19 protein-coding genes and 1 pseudogene are annotated in these 20,700 nt (G+C 66.0%); 16 read left to right on the top strand and 4 right to left on the bottom strand.

The window, feature by feature from the left end; translation table 11 throughout:
* Positions 1 to 24 precede the first annotated feature (24 nt).
* The 5 genes and pseudogenes from BFD71_RS03210 to BFD71_RS03190 form a co-directional block, all read left to right on the top strand.
* On the top strand, positions 25 to 1,305 hold the full coding sequence (locus BFD71_RS03210; RefSeq protein ID WP_069261794.1) for an MFS transporter: 1,281 nt from the start codon (positions 25 to 27) through the stop codon (positions 1,303 to 1,305).
* 232 nt (positions 1,306 to 1,537) lie between these two features.
* Positions 1,538 to 1,861, top strand: coding sequence for an ArsR/SmtB family transcription factor (locus tag BFD71_RS03205; RefSeq protein WP_069261793.1), 324 nt, complete (start codon positions 1,538 to 1,540; stop codon positions 1,859 to 1,861).
* A gap of 100 nt (positions 1,862 to 1,961) precedes the next feature.
* Entirely contained in the window at positions 1,962 to 3,023 is a 1,062-nt protein-coding gene (locus tag BFD71_RS03200) for an alkene reductase (RefSeq protein WP_069261792.1), read from the top strand.
* Between the two features lie 270 nt (positions 3,024 to 3,293).
* Positions 3,294 to 3,494 carry a DUF3562 domain-containing protein gene (locus BFD71_RS03195; protein WP_028202533.1) on the top strand — a complete coding sequence of 67 codons (201 nt, stop codon included), beginning with the start codon at positions 3,294 to 3,296 and terminating at the stop codon, positions 3,492 to 3,494.
* Positions 3,495 to 3,758: 264 nt separating this feature from the next.
* Positions 3,759 to 3,989 (top strand): annotated as a pseudogene (locus tag BFD71_RS03190) (DUF2866 domain-containing protein); the annotation flags it as partial.
* Between the two features lie 189 nt (positions 3,990 to 4,178).
* Here the strand turns inward: BFD71_RS03190 and dapA are convergent.
* Both dapA and BFD71_RS41965 read right to left on the bottom strand, forming a co-directional pair.
* Positions 4,179 to 5,033 carry a 4-hydroxy-tetrahydrodipicolinate synthase gene (dapA, locus tag BFD71_RS03185; RefSeq protein WP_069261790.1) on the bottom strand — a complete coding sequence of 285 codons (855 nt, stop codon included), beginning with the start codon at positions 5,031 to 5,033 and terminating at the stop codon, positions 4,179 to 4,181.
* Positions 5,034 to 5,170: 137 nt separating this feature from the next.
* The gene (locus tag BFD71_RS41965) at positions 5,171 to 5,296 is read right to left on the bottom strand and encodes a hypothetical protein (RefSeq protein WP_256094458.1); all 126 of its coding nucleotides are present in this window, start codon (positions 5,294 to 5,296) and stop codon (positions 5,171 to 5,173) included.
* Between the two features lie 189 nt (positions 5,297 to 5,485).
* Here BFD71_RS41965 and BFD71_RS03180 point away from each other — a divergent pair, with 189 nt between their 5' ends.
* A complete protein-coding gene (locus BFD71_RS03180) occupies positions 5,486 to 6,781 on the top strand; it encodes an aspartate carbamoyltransferase (protein WP_069261789.1) in 1,296 nt (431 codons plus the stop codon).
* Between the two features lie 74 nt (positions 6,782 to 6,855).
* Here BFD71_RS03180 and BFD71_RS03175 read toward each other — a convergent pair whose 3' ends face one another.
* A complete protein-coding gene (locus tag BFD71_RS03175) occupies positions 6,856 to 7,935 on the bottom strand; it encodes a zinc-binding dehydrogenase (protein ID WP_069261788.1) in 1,080 nt (359 codons plus the stop codon).
* 63 nt (positions 7,936 to 7,998) lie between these two features.
* Between BFD71_RS03175 and BFD71_RS03170 the strand changes: the two genes are divergently transcribed.
* The 7 genes from BFD71_RS03170 (at position 7,999) to BFD71_RS03140 (ending at position 15,943) form a co-directional block, all read left to right on the top strand.
* Positions 7,999 to 8,967 (top strand): LysR family transcriptional regulator, encoded by a 969-nt coding sequence (locus BFD71_RS03170; RefSeq protein WP_083245008.1) that lies wholly within the window; start codon positions 7,999 to 8,001, stop codon positions 8,965 to 8,967.
* Positions 8,968 to 9,471: 504 nt separating this feature from the next.
* On the top strand, positions 9,472 to 10,188 hold the full coding sequence (locus BFD71_RS03165; protein WP_069261787.1) for a (2Fe-2S)-binding protein: 717 nt from the start codon (positions 9,472 to 9,474) through the stop codon (positions 10,186 to 10,188).
* Between the two features lie 16 nt (positions 10,189 to 10,204).
* Positions 10,205 to 11,221, top strand: coding sequence for an FAD binding domain-containing protein (locus BFD71_RS03160; RefSeq protein ID WP_069261786.1), 1,017 nt, complete (start codon positions 10,205 to 10,207; stop codon positions 11,219 to 11,221).
* Positions 11,218 to 13,449: a xanthine dehydrogenase family protein molybdopterin-binding subunit gene (locus BFD71_RS03155; RefSeq protein ID WP_069261785.1), complete on the top strand. Its 2,232-nt coding sequence runs from the start codon at positions 11,218 to 11,220 to the stop codon at positions 13,447 to 13,449. Before BFD71_RS03160 ends, BFD71_RS03155 begins: the two co-directional genes overlap by 4 nt.
* 142 nt (positions 13,450 to 13,591) lie before the next feature.
* A complete protein-coding gene (locus tag BFD71_RS03150; RefSeq protein ID WP_069261784.1) occupies positions 13,592 to 14,179 on the top strand; it encodes a nucleotidyltransferase family protein in 588 nt (195 codons plus the stop codon).
* A gap of 121 nt (positions 14,180 to 14,300) precedes the next feature.
* Entirely contained in the window at positions 14,301 to 14,450 is a 150-nt protein-coding gene (locus BFD71_RS41270; protein WP_176732810.1) for a hypothetical protein, read from the top strand.
* Between the two features lie 263 nt (positions 14,451 to 14,713).
* Complete coding sequence (locus tag BFD71_RS03140; protein WP_069261782.1) at positions 14,714 to 15,943, top strand: PepSY-associated TM helix domain-containing protein; 1,230 nt, start codon at positions 14,714 to 14,716, stop codon at positions 15,941 to 15,943.
* Between the two features lie 17 nt (positions 15,944 to 15,960).
* Here BFD71_RS03140 and BFD71_RS03135 read toward each other — a convergent pair whose 3' ends face one another.
* Entirely contained in the window at positions 15,961 to 17,061 is a 1,101-nt protein-coding gene (locus BFD71_RS03135) for a porin (protein ID WP_069261781.1), read from the bottom strand.
* A gap of 441 nt (positions 17,062 to 17,502) precedes the next feature.
* Here BFD71_RS03135 and BFD71_RS03130 point away from each other — a divergent pair, with 441 nt between their 5' ends.
* The 3 genes from BFD71_RS03130 to BFD71_RS03120 are packed head-to-tail and all read left to right on the top strand — an operon-like array spanning position 17,503 to position 20,650.
* Positions 17,503 to 18,390 carry an N-formylglutamate amidohydrolase gene (locus BFD71_RS03130; RefSeq protein ID WP_083245007.1) on the top strand — a complete coding sequence of 296 codons (888 nt, stop codon included), beginning with the start codon at positions 17,503 to 17,505 and terminating at the stop codon, positions 18,388 to 18,390.
* An 8-nt stretch (positions 18,391 to 18,398) separates the two neighbouring features.
* Complete coding sequence (locus BFD71_RS03125) at positions 18,399 to 19,169, top strand: IclR family transcriptional regulator (RefSeq protein ID WP_069261780.1); 771 nt, start codon at positions 18,399 to 18,401, stop codon at positions 19,167 to 19,169.
* A 23-nt stretch (positions 19,170 to 19,192) separates the two neighbouring features.
* Entirely contained in the window at positions 19,193 to 20,650 is a 1,458-nt protein-coding gene (locus BFD71_RS03120; RefSeq protein WP_069261779.1) for a YfcC family protein, read from the top strand.
* The last annotated feature ends 50 nt before the right edge of the window (positions 20,651 to 20,700 follow it).

The following is a 20,700-nucleotide window of genomic DNA, read 5'->3' as shown; positions in this document are numbered from 1 at the left end:
GACCCAATAAAGGTGCATGCCGCCATGTCCGCAAAACAACCCGTGAGCCTTGCGAGGCTCGTCATCGCCACCTCCGCCGGCAACGCGCTCGAATGGTTCGACATCGCCATTTACGGGTTCTTCGCGGTGTACATCGGCAAGCACTTCTTTCCGGCGGTCAACGAGACCGTTTCGATGCTGCTCACGTTCGGCACCTTCGGCGCATCGTATCTCGTGCGGCCGCTCGGCGGCGCAGTACTGGGCGCCTATGCCGACCGTAGCGGACGCAAGGCCGCGCTGATGCTCTCGGTCAGCCTCATGATGGTCGGCACGGCGATCATCGCGCTGATTCCCGACTACGCGACGATAGGCCTTGCCGCGCCGCTCGCGGTGTTCGCCGCGCGGCTCATCCAGGGCTTTTCGGCGGGCGGCGAGTTCGGTGCGTCCACGGCCATGCTGATCGAGCATGCGCCGCACCGTCGCGGTTTTCTCGCGAGCTGGCAGTTCGCGACGCAAGGCCTCGCCACGCTGCTCGCGGCCTCGTTCGGCTATGGACTCGCCCGCCTCATGGCGCCCGCCGACCTCGCCGCCTGGGGCTGGCGTCTGCCGTTTTTTTTCGGATTACTGATTGGTCCGGTGGGCCTCTATCTGCGCCGCTTCATTGAAGACGCCGAGGACTTCAAACGCAGCGCGCGTACCGAAACGCCCGTGCGCGAAGTGCTGGGCCAGCAAAAGCGGCTCGTGCTCACGGCGATCGGCCTGATGACTGTCTCGACGGCGGTCAACTATCTGCTGCAATACATTCCCACGTTCGCGATCCGCCAGTTGCATCTGCCTGCGGCAACCGGCTTCGCGGCGACGATGGCGGGCGGCGTGATCCTCACCGTCGTCACGCCGTTCGCGGGGCATCTGTCCGACCGCATCGGGCGGCGCACGCAGATGACTTGTGTCGCGCTGCTCTTCCTCGCGAGCGCGTACCCGGGCTTCGCCTGGGCGACCGGCCGTACGAGTGCGGTTGCGCTCTTCGTGCTGATTGCGTGGCTCGCGCTGCTGAAGTCGATCTATTTCGGCGCCCTGCCCGCGCTCATGGCCGAGATCTTCCCGGCCGCGACGCGCGCCACCGGCATGTCGATCGGCTACAACATCGGCGTGACCGTGTTCGGCGGCTTTACCCCAGCCATCGTCACGTGGATGCTGAGCGCCACCGGCGAGAAGAGCGCGCCGAGTTACTGGCTGATTGCGACCGCCATGATCAGTTTGTCCGCGCTGGCGTATGTGAGCCGCGTGCGCGTCACGACCAGGGTTGCGCAGCAGGCGACGGCTTGAATCGAATGCGTGTGGGTCGCTGCTAACGCAGCGGTGATCCACGCGATGCAATGGGCTCGGGCCGGCGAATTTACCGACTGCCAGGCGTTGTTTCCCGGTGTTTTGCATCGCGCTAGACCACGCGAAAGCGGGGAGCGAACGCGAGATGTACCGACAACCCTATTGAAATCAGTGCCATCGCCCATATCGTAGAAATCCGATATATGATTCGGACAGTTACGATGCGGCCTCGATGAAGAATTCCCCTACCACTCCCGCTCTAGACGTCGACGCGATCTGCAAGGCGCTCTCCAATCCGGTGCGCCGCGAGATTCTTGCGTGCCTGCGCGAGCCGCAGGTGCACTTTGGCGACCAGGAGCTGCCGCTCGAAAACGGCGTTTGCGCGGGCAAGATCGACGCGCATTGCGAGCTTTCGCAATCGACGGTGTCCGCGCATCTGGCCGTTTTGCAGAAGGCGGGACTCGTCACGTCCAAACGCGTGGGGCAGTGGGTGTTCTTCAAGCGCAACGAGCCGGTCATCGAGGCGTTTATCGCCCATATGAACGCGCAGTTGTGATGCTTCAGCGACGAAACATCTGCTGAATACGCATCGTCCGTTTCGATTCCTGTATCGCTTTTCAGCCCGCGGGCCGCGCCCGCAGACAAGGTGACCCTACATGGCAACGCTTTTCGACCCCATCCAGATCGGCGACCTCACGCTGCCGAACCGCATCATCATGGCCCCGCTCACGCGTCAACGCGCCGGCGAAGTGCGCGTGCCCAACGAACTCATGGCGAAGTACTACGCAGAACGCGCCACGGCCGGCCTCATCATCAGCGAGGCGACCTCGGTGACGCCGCAAGGCGTCGGCTATGCCGAAACGCCGGGCATCTGGTCGCAGGAGCAAGTGGAAGGCTGGAAGATCGTGACCGATGCGGTGCATGCCGCGGGCGGCCGCATCTTCTTGCAACTGTGGCACGTCGGTCGCGTGTCCGACCCTGTGTTCCTGAACGGCGAACTGCCGGTGGCGCCCAGCGCCATTGCGCCGCAAGGCAACGTGAGCCTCGTGCGTCCGCAACGCGGCTTCGTCACGCCGCGCGCGCTCGCAACCGAAGAGATCGCCGGCGTGATCGCCGCGTTCCGCCAGGGCGCGATCAACGCGAAAGCGGCCGGTTTCGACGGCGTGGAAATTCACGGCGCGAACGGCTACCTGCTCGACCAGTTCCTGCAGGACACCACCAACCAGCGCACGGACGCCTATGGCGGCTCGATCGAAAATCGCGCGCGCCTGCTGCTTGAAATCACCGACGCGTGTATCGATGTGTGGGGCGCGGATCGCGTAGGCATGCACATCGCACCGCGCGGCGACGCTCACACGATGGGCGATTCGAATCCGGCGGCGACGTTCGGGTATGTGGCGCGCGAGCTCGGCAAGCGCAAGATCGCGTTCCTGTTCGCGCGCGAATCGCTTGGCGACAACCGTCTCGGGCCGCAGCTGAAGGCCGAATTCGGCGGTCCGTTCATCGCGAACGAAAAGTTCTCGCTCGAATCGGCGCAAGCGGTGCTCGCGGCAGGCGAAGCCGACGCGGTCGCGTGGGGTCAGCTCTTCATCGCCAACCCCGACCTGCCGCGCCGTTTCGAATTGAACGCGCCACTCAACGCGCCGAATCCTTCGACGTATTACGCGCGCGGCGAAACGGGGTACACGGACTACCCGTCGCTCGAAACCGCGGCGTAAGGTGACATAAGCGGAACGCGTGCGGCCCATGGCCGCATGCCATCAGGCGGCCACGGCGCAGACATTCTGTCTCGCCGTGGTCGTTTTTTGCGCTGGAAGCCCCGAAAATACAGGGCTCGCGCAAGCGAGCGTCAATGCTCAGACAGTTCACGCTTGTGATGCGCGTATGGCGGTTTTGCGCGATAGGTGGATTCAATTGGTATCCCGCGCCCGGATGTCCTTGAATTGAAACCCGCCTGCCAACCCCACGTCGCTGACCGGAGCCAAGTCATGCCGAAGACCGCCGATGCTTCCGAGATCGTCCATACCATCGCCGAAGAAACCAACACGCCGGAGGAAACGGTCGCGCGCATCTACGCCGACACGCTCAATGAATATCGAGCGCAAGCGCGCATCCAGGACTATCTGCCGCTTTTCGCCGCCCGCAAGACGCGTGCGACGCTGCGGCAAAATGGCACGAAACCGCACTAATCGCCGTCTGTCAGCTTGTCTTTGCGCCGGCCACACGCAGGCCGGCCGCTCCGCCCCACAGCATTTTTCTGGCTGGTGCGCGCCCGCATAGGGCTCGCACCGCTGCCGCCATCGGCCGTGCCGGTCACACTCGGGCTGCCGGCGCCCAAGCCCCTCTCTTAAGGTTGGTTTAATTCTTTGCTGCAAACATAGGCTCAACCCCTGTTGAGCCGCCGGAACATCGGCGGCGTTTTTTTGCGCGGCAAGCTTAGGAGGAGCGAGGTCATGGTTGAAGACGATGTACTAGTGCACCTGCAGTCCCTGCTGCGCGACGGCGCCGCTTCGACGGTCGCGTCGTGCCGGGTGTCCACGCCGCTCCAGCATCCGTGGGGCCGCGCTTACCGGCTCGTCGAATGGACGACGCCGCTCGATGACAGCGCCCGCCGTCAGGTCGTGCCCGCCGAGAGCACGGCGCTCGATATCGCCCGCCTCGTTGCGCAGCACGTGCCCGGCCGCCGCATTCTGCTGAACGGCGAACCCGCTGCAGTCGAACGCCCTCGCTCGCGCCGCCGCCGCGCGTCCAGCGCCGCAAACGCACGCGCGGCGCGCTAGACGCGCCGCTTCCGGGCGGCGCACAAGAACCGGCGCACGCCGCACCCGTCCCAGCATCTCATCCCACCACGCACCCTTCCCGCACGGGCAGCGTCAAACCACGAGGCGCGCCAGCGACGCCTCCAGCTCATCGCTCACACGTGTCATCGGCGCGCGCAGTTCATTGCGGATCCGCCCGCACGCAGCGAGCCCCGCCTTCACCGGGCCCGGATTCGGCTCCGCGAACGCCGCACGCACGAGCGGCACGAGTGTGTGCCAGATCGCGCGCGCATCGGCGAGACGCCCTTCCTGCAACGCGCGCGCCATCCCCACGAAACGCTCCGGCCGCCAATGCGCCGACGCCGCAATTGCCCCGCTCGCGCCCGCGCACATCGCGCCGAACATGTCGATGTCCTCGCCGCAGAGCACCTGCAAACGGCCGTCGAGAATCAGCGCGAGCGTCTTGTCGAGCGAGCCGCCGCAGTCCTTCACCGCGACGATGCGCTCGTGCGCGGCGAGTTCGAGCAGGCTCGGCAACTCGATGCGCACGCCCGTGCGCGCGGGAATGTCGTAGACGATCAGGGGCTTGCGGCTTGCATCGGCGAGCGCCGCGAAGTGGCCGATCACACCCGCCTGCGATGGGCGGATGTAGTAAGGCGCGGCCGCCAGCACGCCCGCGACGGGCTGCTCGTTGAGCGCCGCGATCCGCTCGCAGACGGCCGCCGTGTGATTGCCGCTCACGCCCGCCACGACCGGCAGGCCGCCCGCCGACGCCAGCACGGTGGCGAGCACGTCGTCCGCTTCCGCGTCGCTCAGCGCGGCGGGCTCGCCGGTCGTGCCGAGCGCGACGAAGCCGGCCACGCCGGCCTCGACGTAGTGGCGCACGAGCGCGTCGAGCGACGCATGATCGATTGCACCGGCGTTGAACGGCGTGATGAGCGGAATCCAGATACCCGAAAACTCAGACATGACTTTCCCTTGAACTCGACCGTATGGAAGGTCCGTTCAGCGGTGCGCAGGAGGGAAGCAAGCCGGGAGTGAGGCGGAAGGCAGGGCGCCTTCGACTGGCTATTCCGTCGCACATCTGACGGAACAGCAGACTCCGGTCAGATGAGCGGCTGTTTTTTGGCTTTGGCTTTCACCCACACCGAAGTGGCCTGCGCGAGCGACGACACCGCGCGCGTGGCGGCGGTGAGATTCGGCAGGTCGTGGCGGAGCGGGTTACGTAGCATGTCGCGCAGTTTAACCCGAGATCGCGCAGTTGCGGGCGGGTGCCAGCAAGCGGCGGGCTGCGCGAGCGGTACGGTCTCACGCGCGCAGAACGGTTTCTCGAGCGCTCCTCCGACAAAAGAACTTGACTTCTCACACCACCGAACTAATATACGCACCGCGTACATTAACCAGAAATCACGGGTGCCAGCATGAGCGTTCCGCAACAAGCCTTCCTCCGTGACGCCATGCGGCGTCTGAACATGACCCGCGACGCATTTGCGAGCCGCATCGGCGTGTCGCGTCGTGCGCTCGACACGTGGCTGCTGCCCGAGGAGTCGCAGGAATCGCGCGCCATGCCGGAGATCGTCGAGCGCTTCGTTTCGGAAATCGTCGGCAACGGCGAGCCGCGCGAAGACTATACGCAAAGCGTAGACTCGGCGCGCTCGCTCGCCAGCCAGATGCAGTTCGAGGGCAAGCCGCAACTGCTCTCCGTCGACCAGTTCTCGCGCGACTCCGTCGAGGCCTTGTTCCGCGTCGCCGACATCATGCAGCCCATCGCGCGCCGCCGGAAAATCTCGCGCGTGCTCGAAGGCGCGGTGCTCGGCAACCTGTTCTTCGAAGCCAGCACGCGTACACGCGTGAGCTTTGGCGCCGCGTTCTGCCGCCTGGGCGGTTCGGTGTGCGACACGACCGGCTTCACGTTCTCCTCGATGGCCAAGGGCGAATCGATCTACGACACGAGCCGCGTGATGGCCGGCTACGTGGATGCGATGGTGATTCGGCATCCTGATCAAGGCTCGGTGGCCGAATTCGCGCGCGCCGTGAACATCCCCGTGATCAATGGCGGCGACGGTCCCGGCGAGCACCCGAGCCAGGCGCTGCTCGATCTCTACACGATCCAGCGCGAGTTCTCGCGTCTGGGCAAGATCGTCGACGGCGCGCATATCGCGCTCGTGGGCGACCTCAAGTACGGCCGCACGGTGCACTCGCTCGTGAAGCTGCTCGCGCTGTATCGCGGCATCAAGTTCACGCTCATTTCGCCGCCGCAGCTCGAAATGCCGGCGTACATCGTCGACAAGATCTCGACCAACGGCCACGTCGTCGAGCAGACGCACGACCTGCGCGCGGGTCTGCGCGGTGCGGATGTGGTGTACGCCACCCGCATCCAGAAGGAGCGCTTCGCCGACGAGTCGTTCGAAGGCTACACGCCCGAATTCCAGATCAACCAGGCAACGATGGACGAGTGCTGCAGCGCTGAAACGCTCGTGATGCACCCGCTGCCGCGCGATAGCCGCCCGGGCGCCAACGATCTCTCGACCGATCTGAACCACGATCCGCGCCTCGCGATCTTCCGCCAGACCGACAACGGCATTCCGGTGCGCATGGCGATCTTCGCGGTGCTGCTGGGCGTGGAAAATCTCGTGCAGCACTCGATGCGCGACGCTGTCTGGCGTCCGCCTGCCTACCTCGGCCCGGACGACGCCGTGTTCCACGGCATCGACTGAACCTCGCTGCACTCGCAACGTCATCGGCCCGCAAGCGTCAATCGCGCTTGCGGGCCGATTTGTTTATGGCGCGCTCAAGCGCCTTGCGACGTGCAGACCGTCACGCAGGTCAGCCCTTCCGCCTTTTCCGCCGCGTCGATCGCGGTCTCCAGCGCATCGAACGGGTGACGCTGGACTTCGATCGCATCGAGCGGCAGTTGCCCGGACTGCACGAGCGCGATCAGCGCACGGTAGTCGGCTCCGCTGTACATGAAGTGGCCCATCAACTCCCAGTTGTTGATGAGCATCTCGCCATACTTGATCGGCAGATCCACCTCCATGCTGCCCATCAGCACCATGCGGCCGTTGCGGCGCAGGCTGCGCAGCGCAGCGAGCGTAGCGCCCGGGTCGGTGGCGTGGCCCACCATGTCGAAGGCGAGATCGGCGCCGCCGTTCGCGGCCGCGCGGATGGCCTCCACGTCGCGCGCCATCTCACCGCTGAGCGCGACGGTGACCACACGCCCGCCGCCGAACTTCGCGAGCGGCGCCAGCGCCGCCGCGCGCCGTCCGAGCGCCACCACACGGCCTGCGCCGAGTGCGAGCGCATCGAGCACAGCCGCCGAGCCGAACGCGCCGGCCGCGCCGTTCACCACCACGGTTTCGCCTGCCGCGAGCCGGCCGCGCCGCAGGCCGCCGAACGGCACCACGAGCTTGCCGAGCGCCGCGAGCTGCGCCGAAGGAACATGATCGAGGCCATCGAGCGGAAATACCGTCGAGGCCGGAAACTCGACCGCCTCGCGCAGCGTGCCGTGCGGATAATCGCCGAGCATCGGCCCGCTGTCCGGGCTGATCGCCGTGAGCCCGAGCAGCGCCTGGGCGGGCTCGCGCAGCGCTTCGTCGGCGATCCAGTAGGGGCTCAGCGCGACGCGCTGGCCGACGCGATAGCCGTACACGCCTTCACCGACCGCGAGCACCCGACCGATGCCGTTGGTCCCCGGCGAAAACGGCCCCTGCGGGTAGCCGTAGGGCAGCTTGCCCTGCACGTACTGGCGCGTATAGCTCAGGAGCGGCACGGCCTCCACGCGCACCAGCAGCGCGCCGCGGCGCGGTTCGGGTTGCGGCACGTCGCGCAGTGCGAGCGGTTGACCGGGTTGATCGAGCATCCAGGCTTTCATGGCTTCTCCTAGTGGAAAGGTGTTCATCTGACGGATTGAACTCTAGGCGAGCGAGACGTATTCTTGAAATCAATTGCCGACATTCCACCCATCACCGTGATTGATCTCTCCGGTATCGACCTCAACCTGCTCGTATCACTCGACGCCCTGCTCGCCGAGTTGAACGTGACGCACGCCGCCGCGCGCTTGAATCTCACGCAGCCGGCTGTTTCGGCGCAGCTTGCCCGGCTGCGCCAACTCTTCGACGATCCGCTGCTCCTTCCCGCCGCCAATGGCCGCGGCATGACGCCCACGGCGCGCGCGCTCGAACTGACGGAGCCGCTGCATGCGGCGCTCAAGACGCTCGAAACGGTGGTGCGCCGCGAGAGCGCCTTCGATCCGTTCACGGGCACGCGGCGCTTCGTGGTCGCCGCGAGCGACCAGTGCGTGGCCGTGCTCGGCCTGCCGCTGATGATCGCGTGGCCGCGTCTGGCTGGCCCGGGGCTGCAGCTGGCGTTCATCGCGATTGAATCCGGCTCGCTCGCGGAGCGCTTCGAGCGCGGCGAAATCGATTTGCTGCTCGGCTCCGCGCAACAGGTGCCGCCAACGCTCAAGGCCAGAAAGCTCTACGACGAACACTTCGTCGTGGCGCAGCGCAAAGGGCACCCGCGCGGCGCAGCCCCGTTCGACCTGGACAGCTATTGCGCGCTCGAGCACGTGCTCGTCTCGACCAGCGGCGCGAGCTTCTTCGGCTTCATGGACGAACATCTCGAAGCGCTCGGCCGACACCGCCGCGTGGCGCACTCAGTACAGCACTTCACGCTCGTGCCCGAGGTGCTCACTCGCACAGACTACGTGGCAACGCTGCCTTATCGGCTCGCCGCACGCTACCAGGACCGCGTGGATCTGTTCGAGCTGCCGTTCGAGGCACGCGGCTTTTCGATGCATGCGGCATGGCACCCACGCAATCACGCCGATCCGGCGCTCGTGTGGCTGCGCGAGGCCGTGGCTGCGCTGAGCACCGCCGGCATGGTTAGCGATCCTCTCGATTGACTCGTGCGCAATTCCTCAGTCGATCGATAAGGCGAATGTCTGCAAGCGCACCGCCGCTGCGGTCTACGGCGTGTCGGAAGGACTCCGTACCATTGTGGTCGAGCGTGAAGCACCAGATAGCCAGGCCGACACCTCAACTTTCAGGAAGACCGCGCATAGCGTAGGCGTTGCGCGGACCGACTCGTCGCGCAATCATCTTTCAATACCCTTTTCCCGCCTGCGGCATTGCATTTCTGTCCATGGCGCCAGCTTCGCGCCGGAATGGCGCCAGCCATGCGACAGCGTTGCGCCATCAAGCAATATGCAGCGAAAAATTCACACGTAAGCGCTTTACTTTCGTGTTCGAGAAGTGCACTTTGCAGTTCTGCAGTGCCCGGTCGAGCCACCGCGGCATCGGAATTGCTGCACGAAAGAGGCGCGCCGCTGCGCGACGAAGCCCCCGCGCGGCCAGCGCCTGAAGTCCCGGATTATGTACTGTCTTCATCCTGGAGTCCGCAGATCGCCATGTCCAACGAACGTCCCCTCCATGCGCCGTGCGATTGCGACGACGCCTCCCAAGTTTCCCCCTCCCGCGCGCCCGCCGACGTCACCCGCCGCCGCTTCCTGCAATCGGCGGCCGCCGCTGCCGCGTTGAGCGCGACGCCTCATCTGCATGCCCAGAATGCACCGCCGGCCAGCGCCACAACTGAAGCGCCGCCGCCCGCGCCCGCGCAGCCGGTCAGGCTCGACATCAACGGCCGCGCCTACACGCTGCATATCGAACCGCGCGTCACGCTGCTCGATGCGCTGCGCGACTACGCGGGACTCACCGGCACGAAGAAGGGCTGCGATCGCGGCCAGTGCGGCGCTTGCACGGTGCTCGTCGAAGGACGGCGCATCAACAGTTGCCTCACGCTCGCTGTCATGCACGAAGGCCAGCGCATCACCACGGTCGAAGGGCTCGCGGGCGTGGCCACGCTCAGTCCCGTGCAGCGTGCGTTTATCGAGCACGACGCCTTCCAGTGCGGCTTCTGTACGCCAGGCCAATTGTGTTCGGCCACGGCATGCCTGAGCGAATTCGCGGCAGGCGCAGCGAGCGCCGCTACGCCCGACGTGCGCACGCGCCCCGCCCGACTGAGCGATGCCGAAATACGCGAGCGCATGAGCGGCAACATCTGCCGCTGCGGCGCCTATGTCAACATCGTGGCCGCCGTGCGCGACGCGCACACGGCCAGCGCCTGAGTACGGAGGCACACAAATGGATGCCATCTCGTACCAGCGCGCCGCCGATGTGAACGGCGCGATTGCCGCCGCGCAGCGTCCCGGTGCGGCGTTCATCGGCGGCGGCACGAATCTGCTCGATCTCATGAAAGGCGGCATCGCGCATCCGGTGACGCTCATCGATATCACGCGCATCGAGGCGCTCGATCAAGTTCAAACGCTGCCCAACGGCGGCCTGCGCATCGGCGCGCTCGTGAGCAACAGCGACGCGGCCAATCACACGCTCGTGCGCACGCGTTACCCGCTGCTCTCGCAGGCGCTGCTCGCCGGCGCGTCGCCGCAGCTGCGCAACATGGCCACCGTGGGCGGCAATCTCATGCAACGCACACGCTGCCCGTACTTTTACGACACCGCGTTCACCCAATGCAACAAGCGTGCGCCCGGCAGCGGCTGTGCAGCGATTGAGGGCTTTAACCGCATGCATGCGATCCTCGGCGCAAGCGCGCAATGCGTGGCCGTCAATCCGTCCGATATGAGCGTTGCGCTCGCGGCGCTCGACGCCACCGTGCAAGTGAGCGGACCGGGCGGCGCACGCACCATCCCGTTCGCCTCGTTTCATCGCCTGCCCGGCGACAGGCCCGATCTCGACACGACACTTCAATCAGGTGAACTGATTACCTCGGTCGACCTGCCGCCGCCGTTGTTCAGCGAGCACGCGCACTACCTCAAGATCCGCGACCGCGCGAGCTATGCGTTCGCGCTCGTCTCGGTCGCGAGCGCGCTGCAACTCGACGGCCACCGCATCCGCGCGGCGCACATCGCGCTGGGCGGCGTGGCGCACCGACCGTGGCGCGCGAGCGTGGCGGAACAGCATCTCGCCGGAAAGACGCTCAGCGCGTCGACGCTACGCGAGGCCGCCGCGGCGGAACTTGCGCAGGCGAAGCCGCTGAGCGGCAATGCGTTCAAGGTCGGACTCGCGCAACGCGCGATCATCCGCTCGACGCTGCTCGCCGCCACCGGCACGCAAGCCGACAACACCGGAGATTTCGCATGAGCACGCTGACCGGACAACCGATGGACCGCATCGACGGCATGCTCAAGGTCACGGGCGGCGCGCTCTACGCGAGCGATTTCCCGGAAACGCGGCTCGCCCATGCCGTGCTCGTGACCAGCACGATTGCGAGCGGCACGATCACGTCGATCGACTCGAGCCGCGCCCAGTCCATGCCCGGCGTGCTGCTCGTCATGACGTACCAGAGCGCGATGCGGCTGCCCAACGGCGGGCGCTCGCCGCTCAAACCACCAGCGGGACGGCACCTCACGCTGCTACAGGACAACGTCGTGCGCTACAGCAACGAGCCCGTTGCAGTCGTGGTTGCCGACACGCTGGAACACGCCACCGATGCCGCGCGTCACGTCGACATCGCCTACGCGCCGACACAGGCCACGCTCGACTTCAATCGCGCGAAAGGCGACGCGCACGCGCCGCCCAGCCCAATGGGGCGCCCGGTCGAATCGACGCGCGGCAATGTCGAAGCCGGGTTGCAGGAAGGCGCGGTGCGCTTCGATGCCGTCTACACCACGCCCACGCAATTCCATAACCCGATGGAGCCGCACGCGACGATGGCGCACTGGGACGGCCCGGATCTCACGCTCTACGACGCCACCCAGGGCGTGAGCGGCGCGCGCGACGCGGTGGCGGCCGTGTTCGGCATCGCGCCGGACAACGTGCGCGTGATTTCGCCGTTCCTCGGCGGCGGCTTCGGCTGCAAGGGTTCGTCGTGGTCGCACGTGAGCCTGTGCGCAATGGCCGCGAAGCAGACGGGACGCCCCGTGAGGCTCGCGCTCGCGCGGCCGCAGATGTTCGGCCCCGTCGGCTCGCGCCCGCACACGGAGCAGCATCTGTCGCTCGCCGCGCGCCCGGACGGCACGCTCACGGGCCTGCGCCACGACACGCTGGCCCACACGTCCACCTTCGAAGACTGGCTCGAGATGTGCGGCCTCGTCACGCGCGTGATGTACGCGGTGCCCAATTGCAGCACGAGTCATCGTGTCGTACCCCTGAATGTCGGCACACCGACCTTCATGCGCGCGCCCGGTGAAACCACCGGCTCGTTCGCGCTCGAATCGGCCATGGACGAGCTGGCGTGGCAACTGAAAATGGACCCGGTTGCGCTGCGCCTGAAAAACTATGCGGAAAGCGAGCCGCAGGACGGCAAGCCGTGGTCGTCGAAAGCGCTGCGCCAGTGTTACGAGGCGGGCGCTCAACGCTTCGACTGGTCACGGCGCATCGCCACGCCGCGCGCCATGCGCAACGGGAACACGCTCATCGGCCTCGGCATGGCGAGCGCGACCTATCCCGCGAACCGCAGCGAAGCCGCCGCCGTGGCGCGCATCCTGCCCGACGGCAACGCGATAGTCGCGTCGGGCACCCAGGACATCGGCACCGGCACCTACACGGTGATGACCCAGGTGGCCGCCGACGCGCTGGGCTTCCCGCCCAACCGCATCCGCTTCGCGCTGGGCGATTCGACCTTGCCGATCGCGCCGGTTTCGGGCGGCTCGCAGTCGGCGGCGAGTGTCTCGCCCGCCGTGCAGGCCGCGTGCATGGCCGTGCGCGACAAGCTCATTGCGCTCGCGCGCGCCGATCGCGGCTCGCCCGTCTACGGACTCGCTGCCGACGACGTGACCGTGCAGGACGGCTGGGTCGTAAGCCGCAGCGACAGCTCGCGACGCGACCCGGCCGCCGCCGTCATCGCACGCGCGGGCGGCCAGCCGCTCGAGGCGCAGGTCGCGACGAAGCCAGGCGCCGAGAAGCAGCAGTATGCGTTTCACTCATTCGGCGCGGTATTCGCCGAAGTGCACGTCGATGCCGATACCGGCACGATGCGCGTGGCGCACATCGTCGGCGCGTACGACGTGGGACGCGTGCTCAACGAAAAAACGGCACGCAGCCAGTTGATGGGCGGCATGGTATGGGGCGTGGGCACGGCCCTGCACGAAGAGGGCCTCTTCGACACGCGCGTGGGCCGCATTGCCAACAACAATCTCGCGGAATATCACGTGCCCGTGAACGCGGACATCGGCGAGCTGGACGTGCTGTTCGTCGGCGAACCCGATCTGCGCTTCAATCCGCTTGGCGTGCGCGGCATCGGCGAGATCGGCATTACCGGCGTGCCGGCGGCGATTGCGAATGCCGTGTATCACGCCACGGGCGTGCGCGTACGCGATTTGCCGATTACGCTCGACAAGGTCGTTCCACAGATGAATTCGCTTGTGTGACCGGCACCGGTCTGCACCCGCATAGTGCATGCGCAGTCGGCAAATGCAGGACAGAGCAAGGCCTATGCCGCGCGCGGGGCTTGCCTCACGCGCGCTTGCGCCGCACAATCACTGCTCACCCTCTTCGCGGCGTATCACAGCCATGGCCTATGCTTCGTTCGCCACCGGCGTGTTGCTCGCCGCCGGCACCGGTTCGCGCTTCGATCCCAACGGACTGCGCAACAAGCTCCTCGCTCCCCTCCCTGAAGGCACATGCGTCGCGCGCGAATCCGCGCAACGGCTGCTACGCGTCGTACCCAAAGTGATCGCCGTTGTCCGTCCCGGGGCGGAAACACTCGCGCATGTGCTCAACGACGCGGGCTGCGAGGTGGTGTTCGCCCCCGACGCCGCGCGCGGCATGGGCGCGAGCCTCGCTGCGGGCGTGGAAACCGATCATGAAGCGGAAAGCTGGATCGTCGCGCTGGCCGACATGCCCTGCATTGCCGTCGAATCGATCGAAGCCGTGGCGCGCACACTGGATGGCGGCGCGTCGCTCGTCGCGCCGTTCTATCGCGGGCAGCGCGGACATCCGGTGGGCTTCGGCTACGCGCATCGCGCAGCGCTCGTCGCGCTCGACGGCGACGCGGGCGCACGCGCCCTGCTGAGCACCCACCCGCTCACACGCATCGAAGTCGACGATCCGGGCATTCTGCGCGACGTCGACACGCCGGCCGACCTCGACGGGCTCTGATTCGCACGCACTCGCGCGCGGCGATTGTTCAATTGCGAGTGCCAGGCATGCAATCGATCGCCTACGCTATAGGGTGACACGCACCACACGTCCGCACGCTTTAGCGCAAGAGGACCTCGCGATGATCTGCTCGCACACGAATCCGCTTCCCGATCCACTCGCCGATCCGACACGGGACCCCGAACGCGACCCGCTCACCCCACCGGCACCGGGCCATCACAAGGACGAACCGCAGCAGCCCGAGGGGCCGCCGGACAAGGACCCCGTGTGATCGCACGCCCGGTCGCCGCGGCCGGGCATCGTGTCTCATGGTCGTAGCGGCGCTCGCGACGACATCTCGCAAGCGCCGCGTCCGCTTCTGCGCGCTCCGCGCTTCTTCCACCCCCATATCCTCGCCTTTCGCAAAGCTTGCGCCTTCGACGGTCGATCCGTAGAATGCAAACGATTCCTATTTGCAGTATTTTTCAAGATTGCCGTGAGCCCAATCGTGATTGCGTTCGCCCCCGCGCGCCGGCCGGCGAGCCGAGGTTTTGCATGAGACCGATGCTGGTCCGCCTGCACCGCTGGTTCGGTCTTGCCACCGCAGCCTTCCTGTTCCTCGCCGGACTGACCGGCGCGGTGATCGCGTGGGACCACGAACTCGACGCGCTGCTCAATCCAACGTTCTTCCGTAGCGCGACGCCGGGCACCCCGCTGCCTGCGCTCGAACTCGCGAAGCGTCTCGAGGCCGAAGAACCGCATGCGGTCGTAACCTTCATGCCGCTTTCCGTCGAGCCTGGCCATACCTGGATCGCGCAAGTCGCGCCGCGCCTGAACCCCGCGAGCCAGGCGCCCTACGCGCTCGACTTCAACCAGGTCGCGCTCGACCCCGTCACGGGCGAGGAGCAAGGCCGCCGCATGTGGGGCAAGGCTTCGCTTGCACGCCAGAACCTGATCCCCTTCCTCTACCAGCTCCACTACACGCTATTCATGCCGACGAAGATGGGCATCGACTTCGGCGTGTGGACGATGGGTGTGGTGGGGATGGTATGGCTGCTCGACGGCTTCATCGCGATCGTCCTCGCGTTCCCGAACCTGAAAAGCTGGCGCAAGTCGCTCGCCTTTCGCGTGAAGCGCGGCGGGTATGCGCTCACGTTCGATCTGCACCGCTCGGGCGGCGTGTGGCTCTGGGGACTCCTGATCGTGGTGGCCGTGACATCGATTTCGATGAACCTCGGCACGCAGGTCGTGCGCCCCGTGGTGTCGGTGTTCTCGACGCTCGCGCCGGACCCGTTCCGCATCGTCGCGCCGAGCCCCGCGCTCACGCCCGCTGAAGCCACCGCCGCGCGCGAACGCATCGTGGCGGAAGCCGCCGGGATGGGCCGCCGGGAAGGCATCACAGCGCCGCCGGGGGGACTCTTCGGGCTGCCCACCTCCGGCGTGTATGGCGTGGGCTACTTCGAGGCGGGCAACGATCACGGCGACGCGGGCCTCGGCAATGCCTGGCTCATCATGAACGCGCGCACGGGCCAGGTGCTCGGCAGGCAGATTCCGGGCCGCGGCAGCGCAGGCGATATCTTCATGCAGGCGCAGTTTCCGTTGCACTCGGGCCGCATTGCCGGGCTGCCGGGACGTATCGCCATCAGCATTACCGGCGTTGTCGTCGCGATGCTCAGCGTGACCGGCGTGCTCATCTGGCTCAAGAAAGCGCGTGCGCGGCGCAAGCCCGCGAAGCAGGCGAAGGCGGCCAGCACGATCGGCACGCGCGAGCGCGCCGCGAACTGACCGCCCGGGTCAGCCACTCAGAACTTGTGGCGGATCCCCGTCACCGCGAGGAACTGGTTGCCGTTGCTCGATGCGCCAGACGTCCCGTCGATCTGCGCCACGGCGTTCGTTGCGCGCTGATAGATGAGGTCGAGATAGACATCCGTGCGCTTCGAGAGGAAGTATTGCAGCGCGCTGGTCGTCTGCCAGTAGTGCCAGCTATCCTTCTGGCCGTTCGCATTCACGCCCGTCCAGGTTTCGCCGATCGCGGCATGAATGGACGGCGTGATCGCATAGCGCAGGCTGACTTCCGCGTTCTGATAGTGCTGGTATTGACTTTGCGGCGTCAGCTCGAACGCGACGTTCGTGTACATCGCACCCACGCCGAGATTGCCGAAGGTGTACACACCGCCCGCGCCCCAGATGCGCTGCTGCGTAATGCCCTTCAGGAACGTGAAGTAGTTGTCCGAAGGAATCGCGCCGGTCGTGTCCGTGGCCGGATGATCGAGCTGTACATACGCTGCGCCGAACTGCAGCGGCCCGCCCGCATAGCTCGCGCCTACGCTCCATGAACGGTTCGTCCCGAAGTTGCCCGCGTTGTTGCTGAAACCGTACATCGAGTTGATCGTCAGGCCGTGGAACTTGGGCGTGACGTACTTGACCGAGTTGTCGGTGCGGAACGTGTTGTTCAGGTCGTCGGTATCGAACGGGTGCGTACCGTATTGCGACGTCTCCACGGCCATCTGCAGCGGTTCGAGCGAGTCCTGCGCCGCGTTGTACTGGCGGCCGAACGTGAGCGAGCCCCAGCGGTCGCTCGCGAGGCCCACCCACGCCTGGCGGCCGAAGATGCGACCGTTCGCACTCGCGGTGCCGGTCTGCAGGTTGAAGCCGTTCTCGAGGCGGAAGATCGCGCGATTGCCGCCGCCCAGATCTTCGCTGCCGAGCAGGCCCCAGCGCGAGCCCTGCTCGCTGCCGGCCGTCGCCTGGAAGTTCGACTTGCCGCCCTGGTTGCTCGTGTAGGTGAAGCCGCCGTCGGCGATGCCGTAGAGCGTGACGCTCGACTGCGCGTTAGCGTGCGAGGCCGCGAGACCGAGACCGCCGATGACGAGTGCGAGGGTGTGCCGGGATGCGTGAAACATGCGTTTTTCTCCTTCTGGCATTCGATGTGCCGTGAATTGACGTTGATCTCCAGATGCGCGCCGCGAGGTGCGATCTATCTTTTGCAGTCCTGATGAAACGGCATCGCTGTGCAGCGCAGAGCGACGGTTGCCTGCTCGTAGTCCCCGTTAGCGATGCTTGCCTCACCCGCTTGTTTTATTGTTTAAAACAGCGTATTATTAATTATTCGGGCCGGCTTTCCGTCCCGTCAAGAAGCTGTCAAAAACCCGCGACACGACGCACGGCGTCGCGGCGTCCGTCAAAATCGCTGTAATTCTCTCCAGTTGGTTCGTTTCACCGTTTTTACCGAGCCATTCCAGGGGAAACCCCAATCGGCCCAATTTTTGCCGCGCGTTACGCTGTCTCTTGAAATTAAAACGCTGTTTTATTCATTAAAACACGCGATAAGTGACTGACTAGCGATGACGAACACCAGCCTTCTTTCCCCCCAGGCAGACGAACACGCGCCCTGTTTCACCGTTGCGGCACAGGCTGCGCCGCTGCCTATCGTGTTCGACTCCCCGCATAGCGGCATTACGCTGCCGGACGACTTCGGCACCGTCGCGCCGCGCGAGGCGATCCTCACCTCGTGGGACGCGTTCGTCGACGAACTGTGGGGCGGCGTTCCCGCGCGCGGCGGCGTGCTGATCGGCGCACGTTTTCCGCGCGCCTATATCGACCCGAACCGCGCCATCACCGACATCGACGCCGAACTGCTCGCCGAGCCCTGGCCCGAGCCGCTCGCGCCCGAGCCGTACACGCGACGCGGCATGGGACTGATCCGCCGCTACGCGCTGCCCGGCATGCCGCTCTACGATCGCAAGCTTTCTGTCGATGAAGTCCGGCACCGCATCGACGCGTATTACCGCCCCTACCGCGCGGCGCTCGCTCAGGCGGCCGAAACGGCTTACGCACAACACGGCGCGCTATGGCACGTGGATTGTCACTCCATGAAATCGCGCGGCAACGAAATGAACGTCGACTCGGGCGAGGCGCGCCCCGATTTCGTCATCAGCGACCGGCGCGGCACGACGTCGGATCCGGCCTTCACGCAATGGGTCGCCGAGCACTTTGCGGCCGCCGGCTATCGCGTGCAGATCAACGAGCCTTACCAGGGCGGCGACCTGCTGCGCGCCGTGAGCGATCCGGCGCGCAACCGGCACAGCATCCAGATCGAACTGAACCGCGCGCTCTACATGGATGAGGCGACGTGTTCGAAGCATGCGGGTTTCGACACGCTCAAGCGCGACCTCGACGCCTTCGCCGACGCCCTCGCCGACTGGGCGCGCGCGCGACTCAACGCAAAGTGAGCATAGCCATGACCTATATCGTCGATGCCGTCGACAACGCGCTCAAACTGCTCAGCTATGTGGCCGAGCATCCCGGCCTTGGCGTAACGGAACTGTCCACGCAGTTGGGTATCAACAAATCGCGCACCTATCGCATGCTCTGCACGCTGGAGCTGCACCGCTATGTCGTACAGGACGCACAAACCTCCACCTACGCGCTCGGCCCGCAAGCCTTCGTACTTGGCGTGGCAGCCACGCAGCAGAACACGCTCGTGCGCTCCGCCTCGCGCCACATGCTCGCGCTCAACCAGGCCATCAACGAGACGATCGTGCTGCGGGTGCGCGAGGGCCTCGAGACGGTTTGCGTCGCGCGATGCGAGACCACGCACCAGGTGCGAGCAGTAGGCGCGGTGGGCAACCGCCGGTCGATCAACCACGGCGCTTCGGGCAAGGTGTTGCTCGCGTTCGCACCCGGTGCCGTGCGCACCGACTATCTCGCGCGCATGAAGAAGATGCCCGAGGCGCCGGACCTGATCGCGCTTGTCGAGGAACTCGATGCGATCGCGCGCAAGGGCTACGCCGTGAGTCTCGGCGAAGTGACGGCCGGCGCAGTGGCGATCTCCGCGCCGGTGCGCGATATGTCGGGCGCGACGGTGGCGGCCGTCGCCATTTCAGGGCCGGAAATGCGCATCGGCCGCGCCGAGATTCCCGACTACCTCGAACGTCTTCAAGCCTGCGCCGATGCGATCTCCGCCGAACTCGGCTATGCGGGCGCGCGCGCCGCGGCGCTTTCCGCCTGAGTACGCACAGAGGAATCCTTATCATGATCGCCGCTCCGCCCTCTTCCCCGCGCGAAGACACGACGCCCACCGAAGACGCAAAACCGGAAACCAGGCCGCACGGCAAGATGCTGCACCCAGTCGTCATGATGCTCTGGGTACTCGCCGCCGCATTGGCGATGACCTGGTTCGTCGACGCGGGCCGCTTCGAGCGCCACGACAAGCTGGTGATTCCGGGCACCTACCACGTGGTGCCGAAAAGCAGCGATCTCGCCACGCTGGTCGCGCCGTCAGTGACAAAGAGCACGCTGGATCATGCGGCGCCCGCGAGCCTCGTCTCCGTGTTCGTCGCCATCCCGAACGGGCTCATCAAGAACGCGCCGCTCATCGTCATGGTGATGTTCGTGGGCGGCATGTTCGGCGTCATGAAACGCACGGGCGTAGTGGACGCCGGCATCGACCGCCTGCTCCAGCTCACCGCCGGCAACGTCTACGTGCTCGCGCCGCTGCTCATGATCCTGATCGGGCTTGGCAGCACCCTGCTCGGATTCATTTCCGAGTACCTGGTCATCATCCCGATGGTGATGCTGCTCGCGAAGCGGCTGGGCCTCTCGAATCTGTTCGCAGTGGCGCTCGTCGCGATCGCGGCGAAGATCGGCTATATCGCGTCGGTTACGAATCCGCTTTCTCTCGCGGTGGCGCAGCCTATCGTCGGCGTGCCGCTCTTCAGCGGGCTGGCGCTGCGGCTCGGCGTGTTCGTGGTGTTTCTGACGATCGGCGTCGCGTATCTGCTGCTCTATGTGCGTCGCAGCGGCTATCGGCGCGAGGCCGCCGTCGAGGCGCTGCATGCGCCTACGCCGCTCTCGCGCCGCCACAAGGCGACGCTCGTCATCCTCGCTTTTGCGGCCGCTGCACTCGTGTTCGGCACGCGCGAACTGAACTGGGGCAACGTCGAGCTTTCCGCATTCTATGTGGCGATCAGCATCGTGACAGCGCTCGTCGGGCGGCTCGATTCGCGCAGCGCGTCCGAGGCCTTCGTCGACGGCATGAAGGGCATGGTGCTCGCGGGTCTCCTGATCGGGCTTGCGGCATCGGTCGAATTGATCCTCCAGAACAGCTTCGTGCTCGACACGCTGATCGACTACTTCACGCGCCTCGCGCACGGACGCTCGAGCGTCTGGGTCGCCAACGGACTCATGGCCGTGCAGATGCTGCTCGACGTGTTCATTCCCTCGGTGTCGGGCAAGGCCGCGGTGAGCATGCCGATCATCGGGCCTATCGCACAGCTTTCGGGCGTGAGCGGGCAGGCCTCGGTGCTCGCATTCGTGCTGGGCGGCGGCCTCACGAACATGGTCACGCCCACCTCCGGCATGCTGCTCGCGTATCTCGCCACGGCGCGCGTGGGCTTCGGCGAGTGGATACGCTTCATTCTGCCGCTCTTTCTCGTGCTGCTCGTGCTGTCTTCTGCGACCCTTGCGCTTGCGGTAGTCACGGGATATTGAAGCTCGACCAAAAAAGCAAACGGGCGGCCGAAGCCGCCCGTTAGTCGCTT

Origin of the sequence: Paraburkholderia nodosa (genome assembly GCF_001718195.1) — a bacterium.
Classification (GTDB): Bacteria; Pseudomonadota; Gammaproteobacteria; order Burkholderiales; family Burkholderiaceae; genus Paraburkholderia; species Paraburkholderia nodosa_A.
The sequence above is the reverse complement of the archived record's forward strand: the minus strand, read 5'-3'. Positions and strand labels throughout refer to the sequence as shown.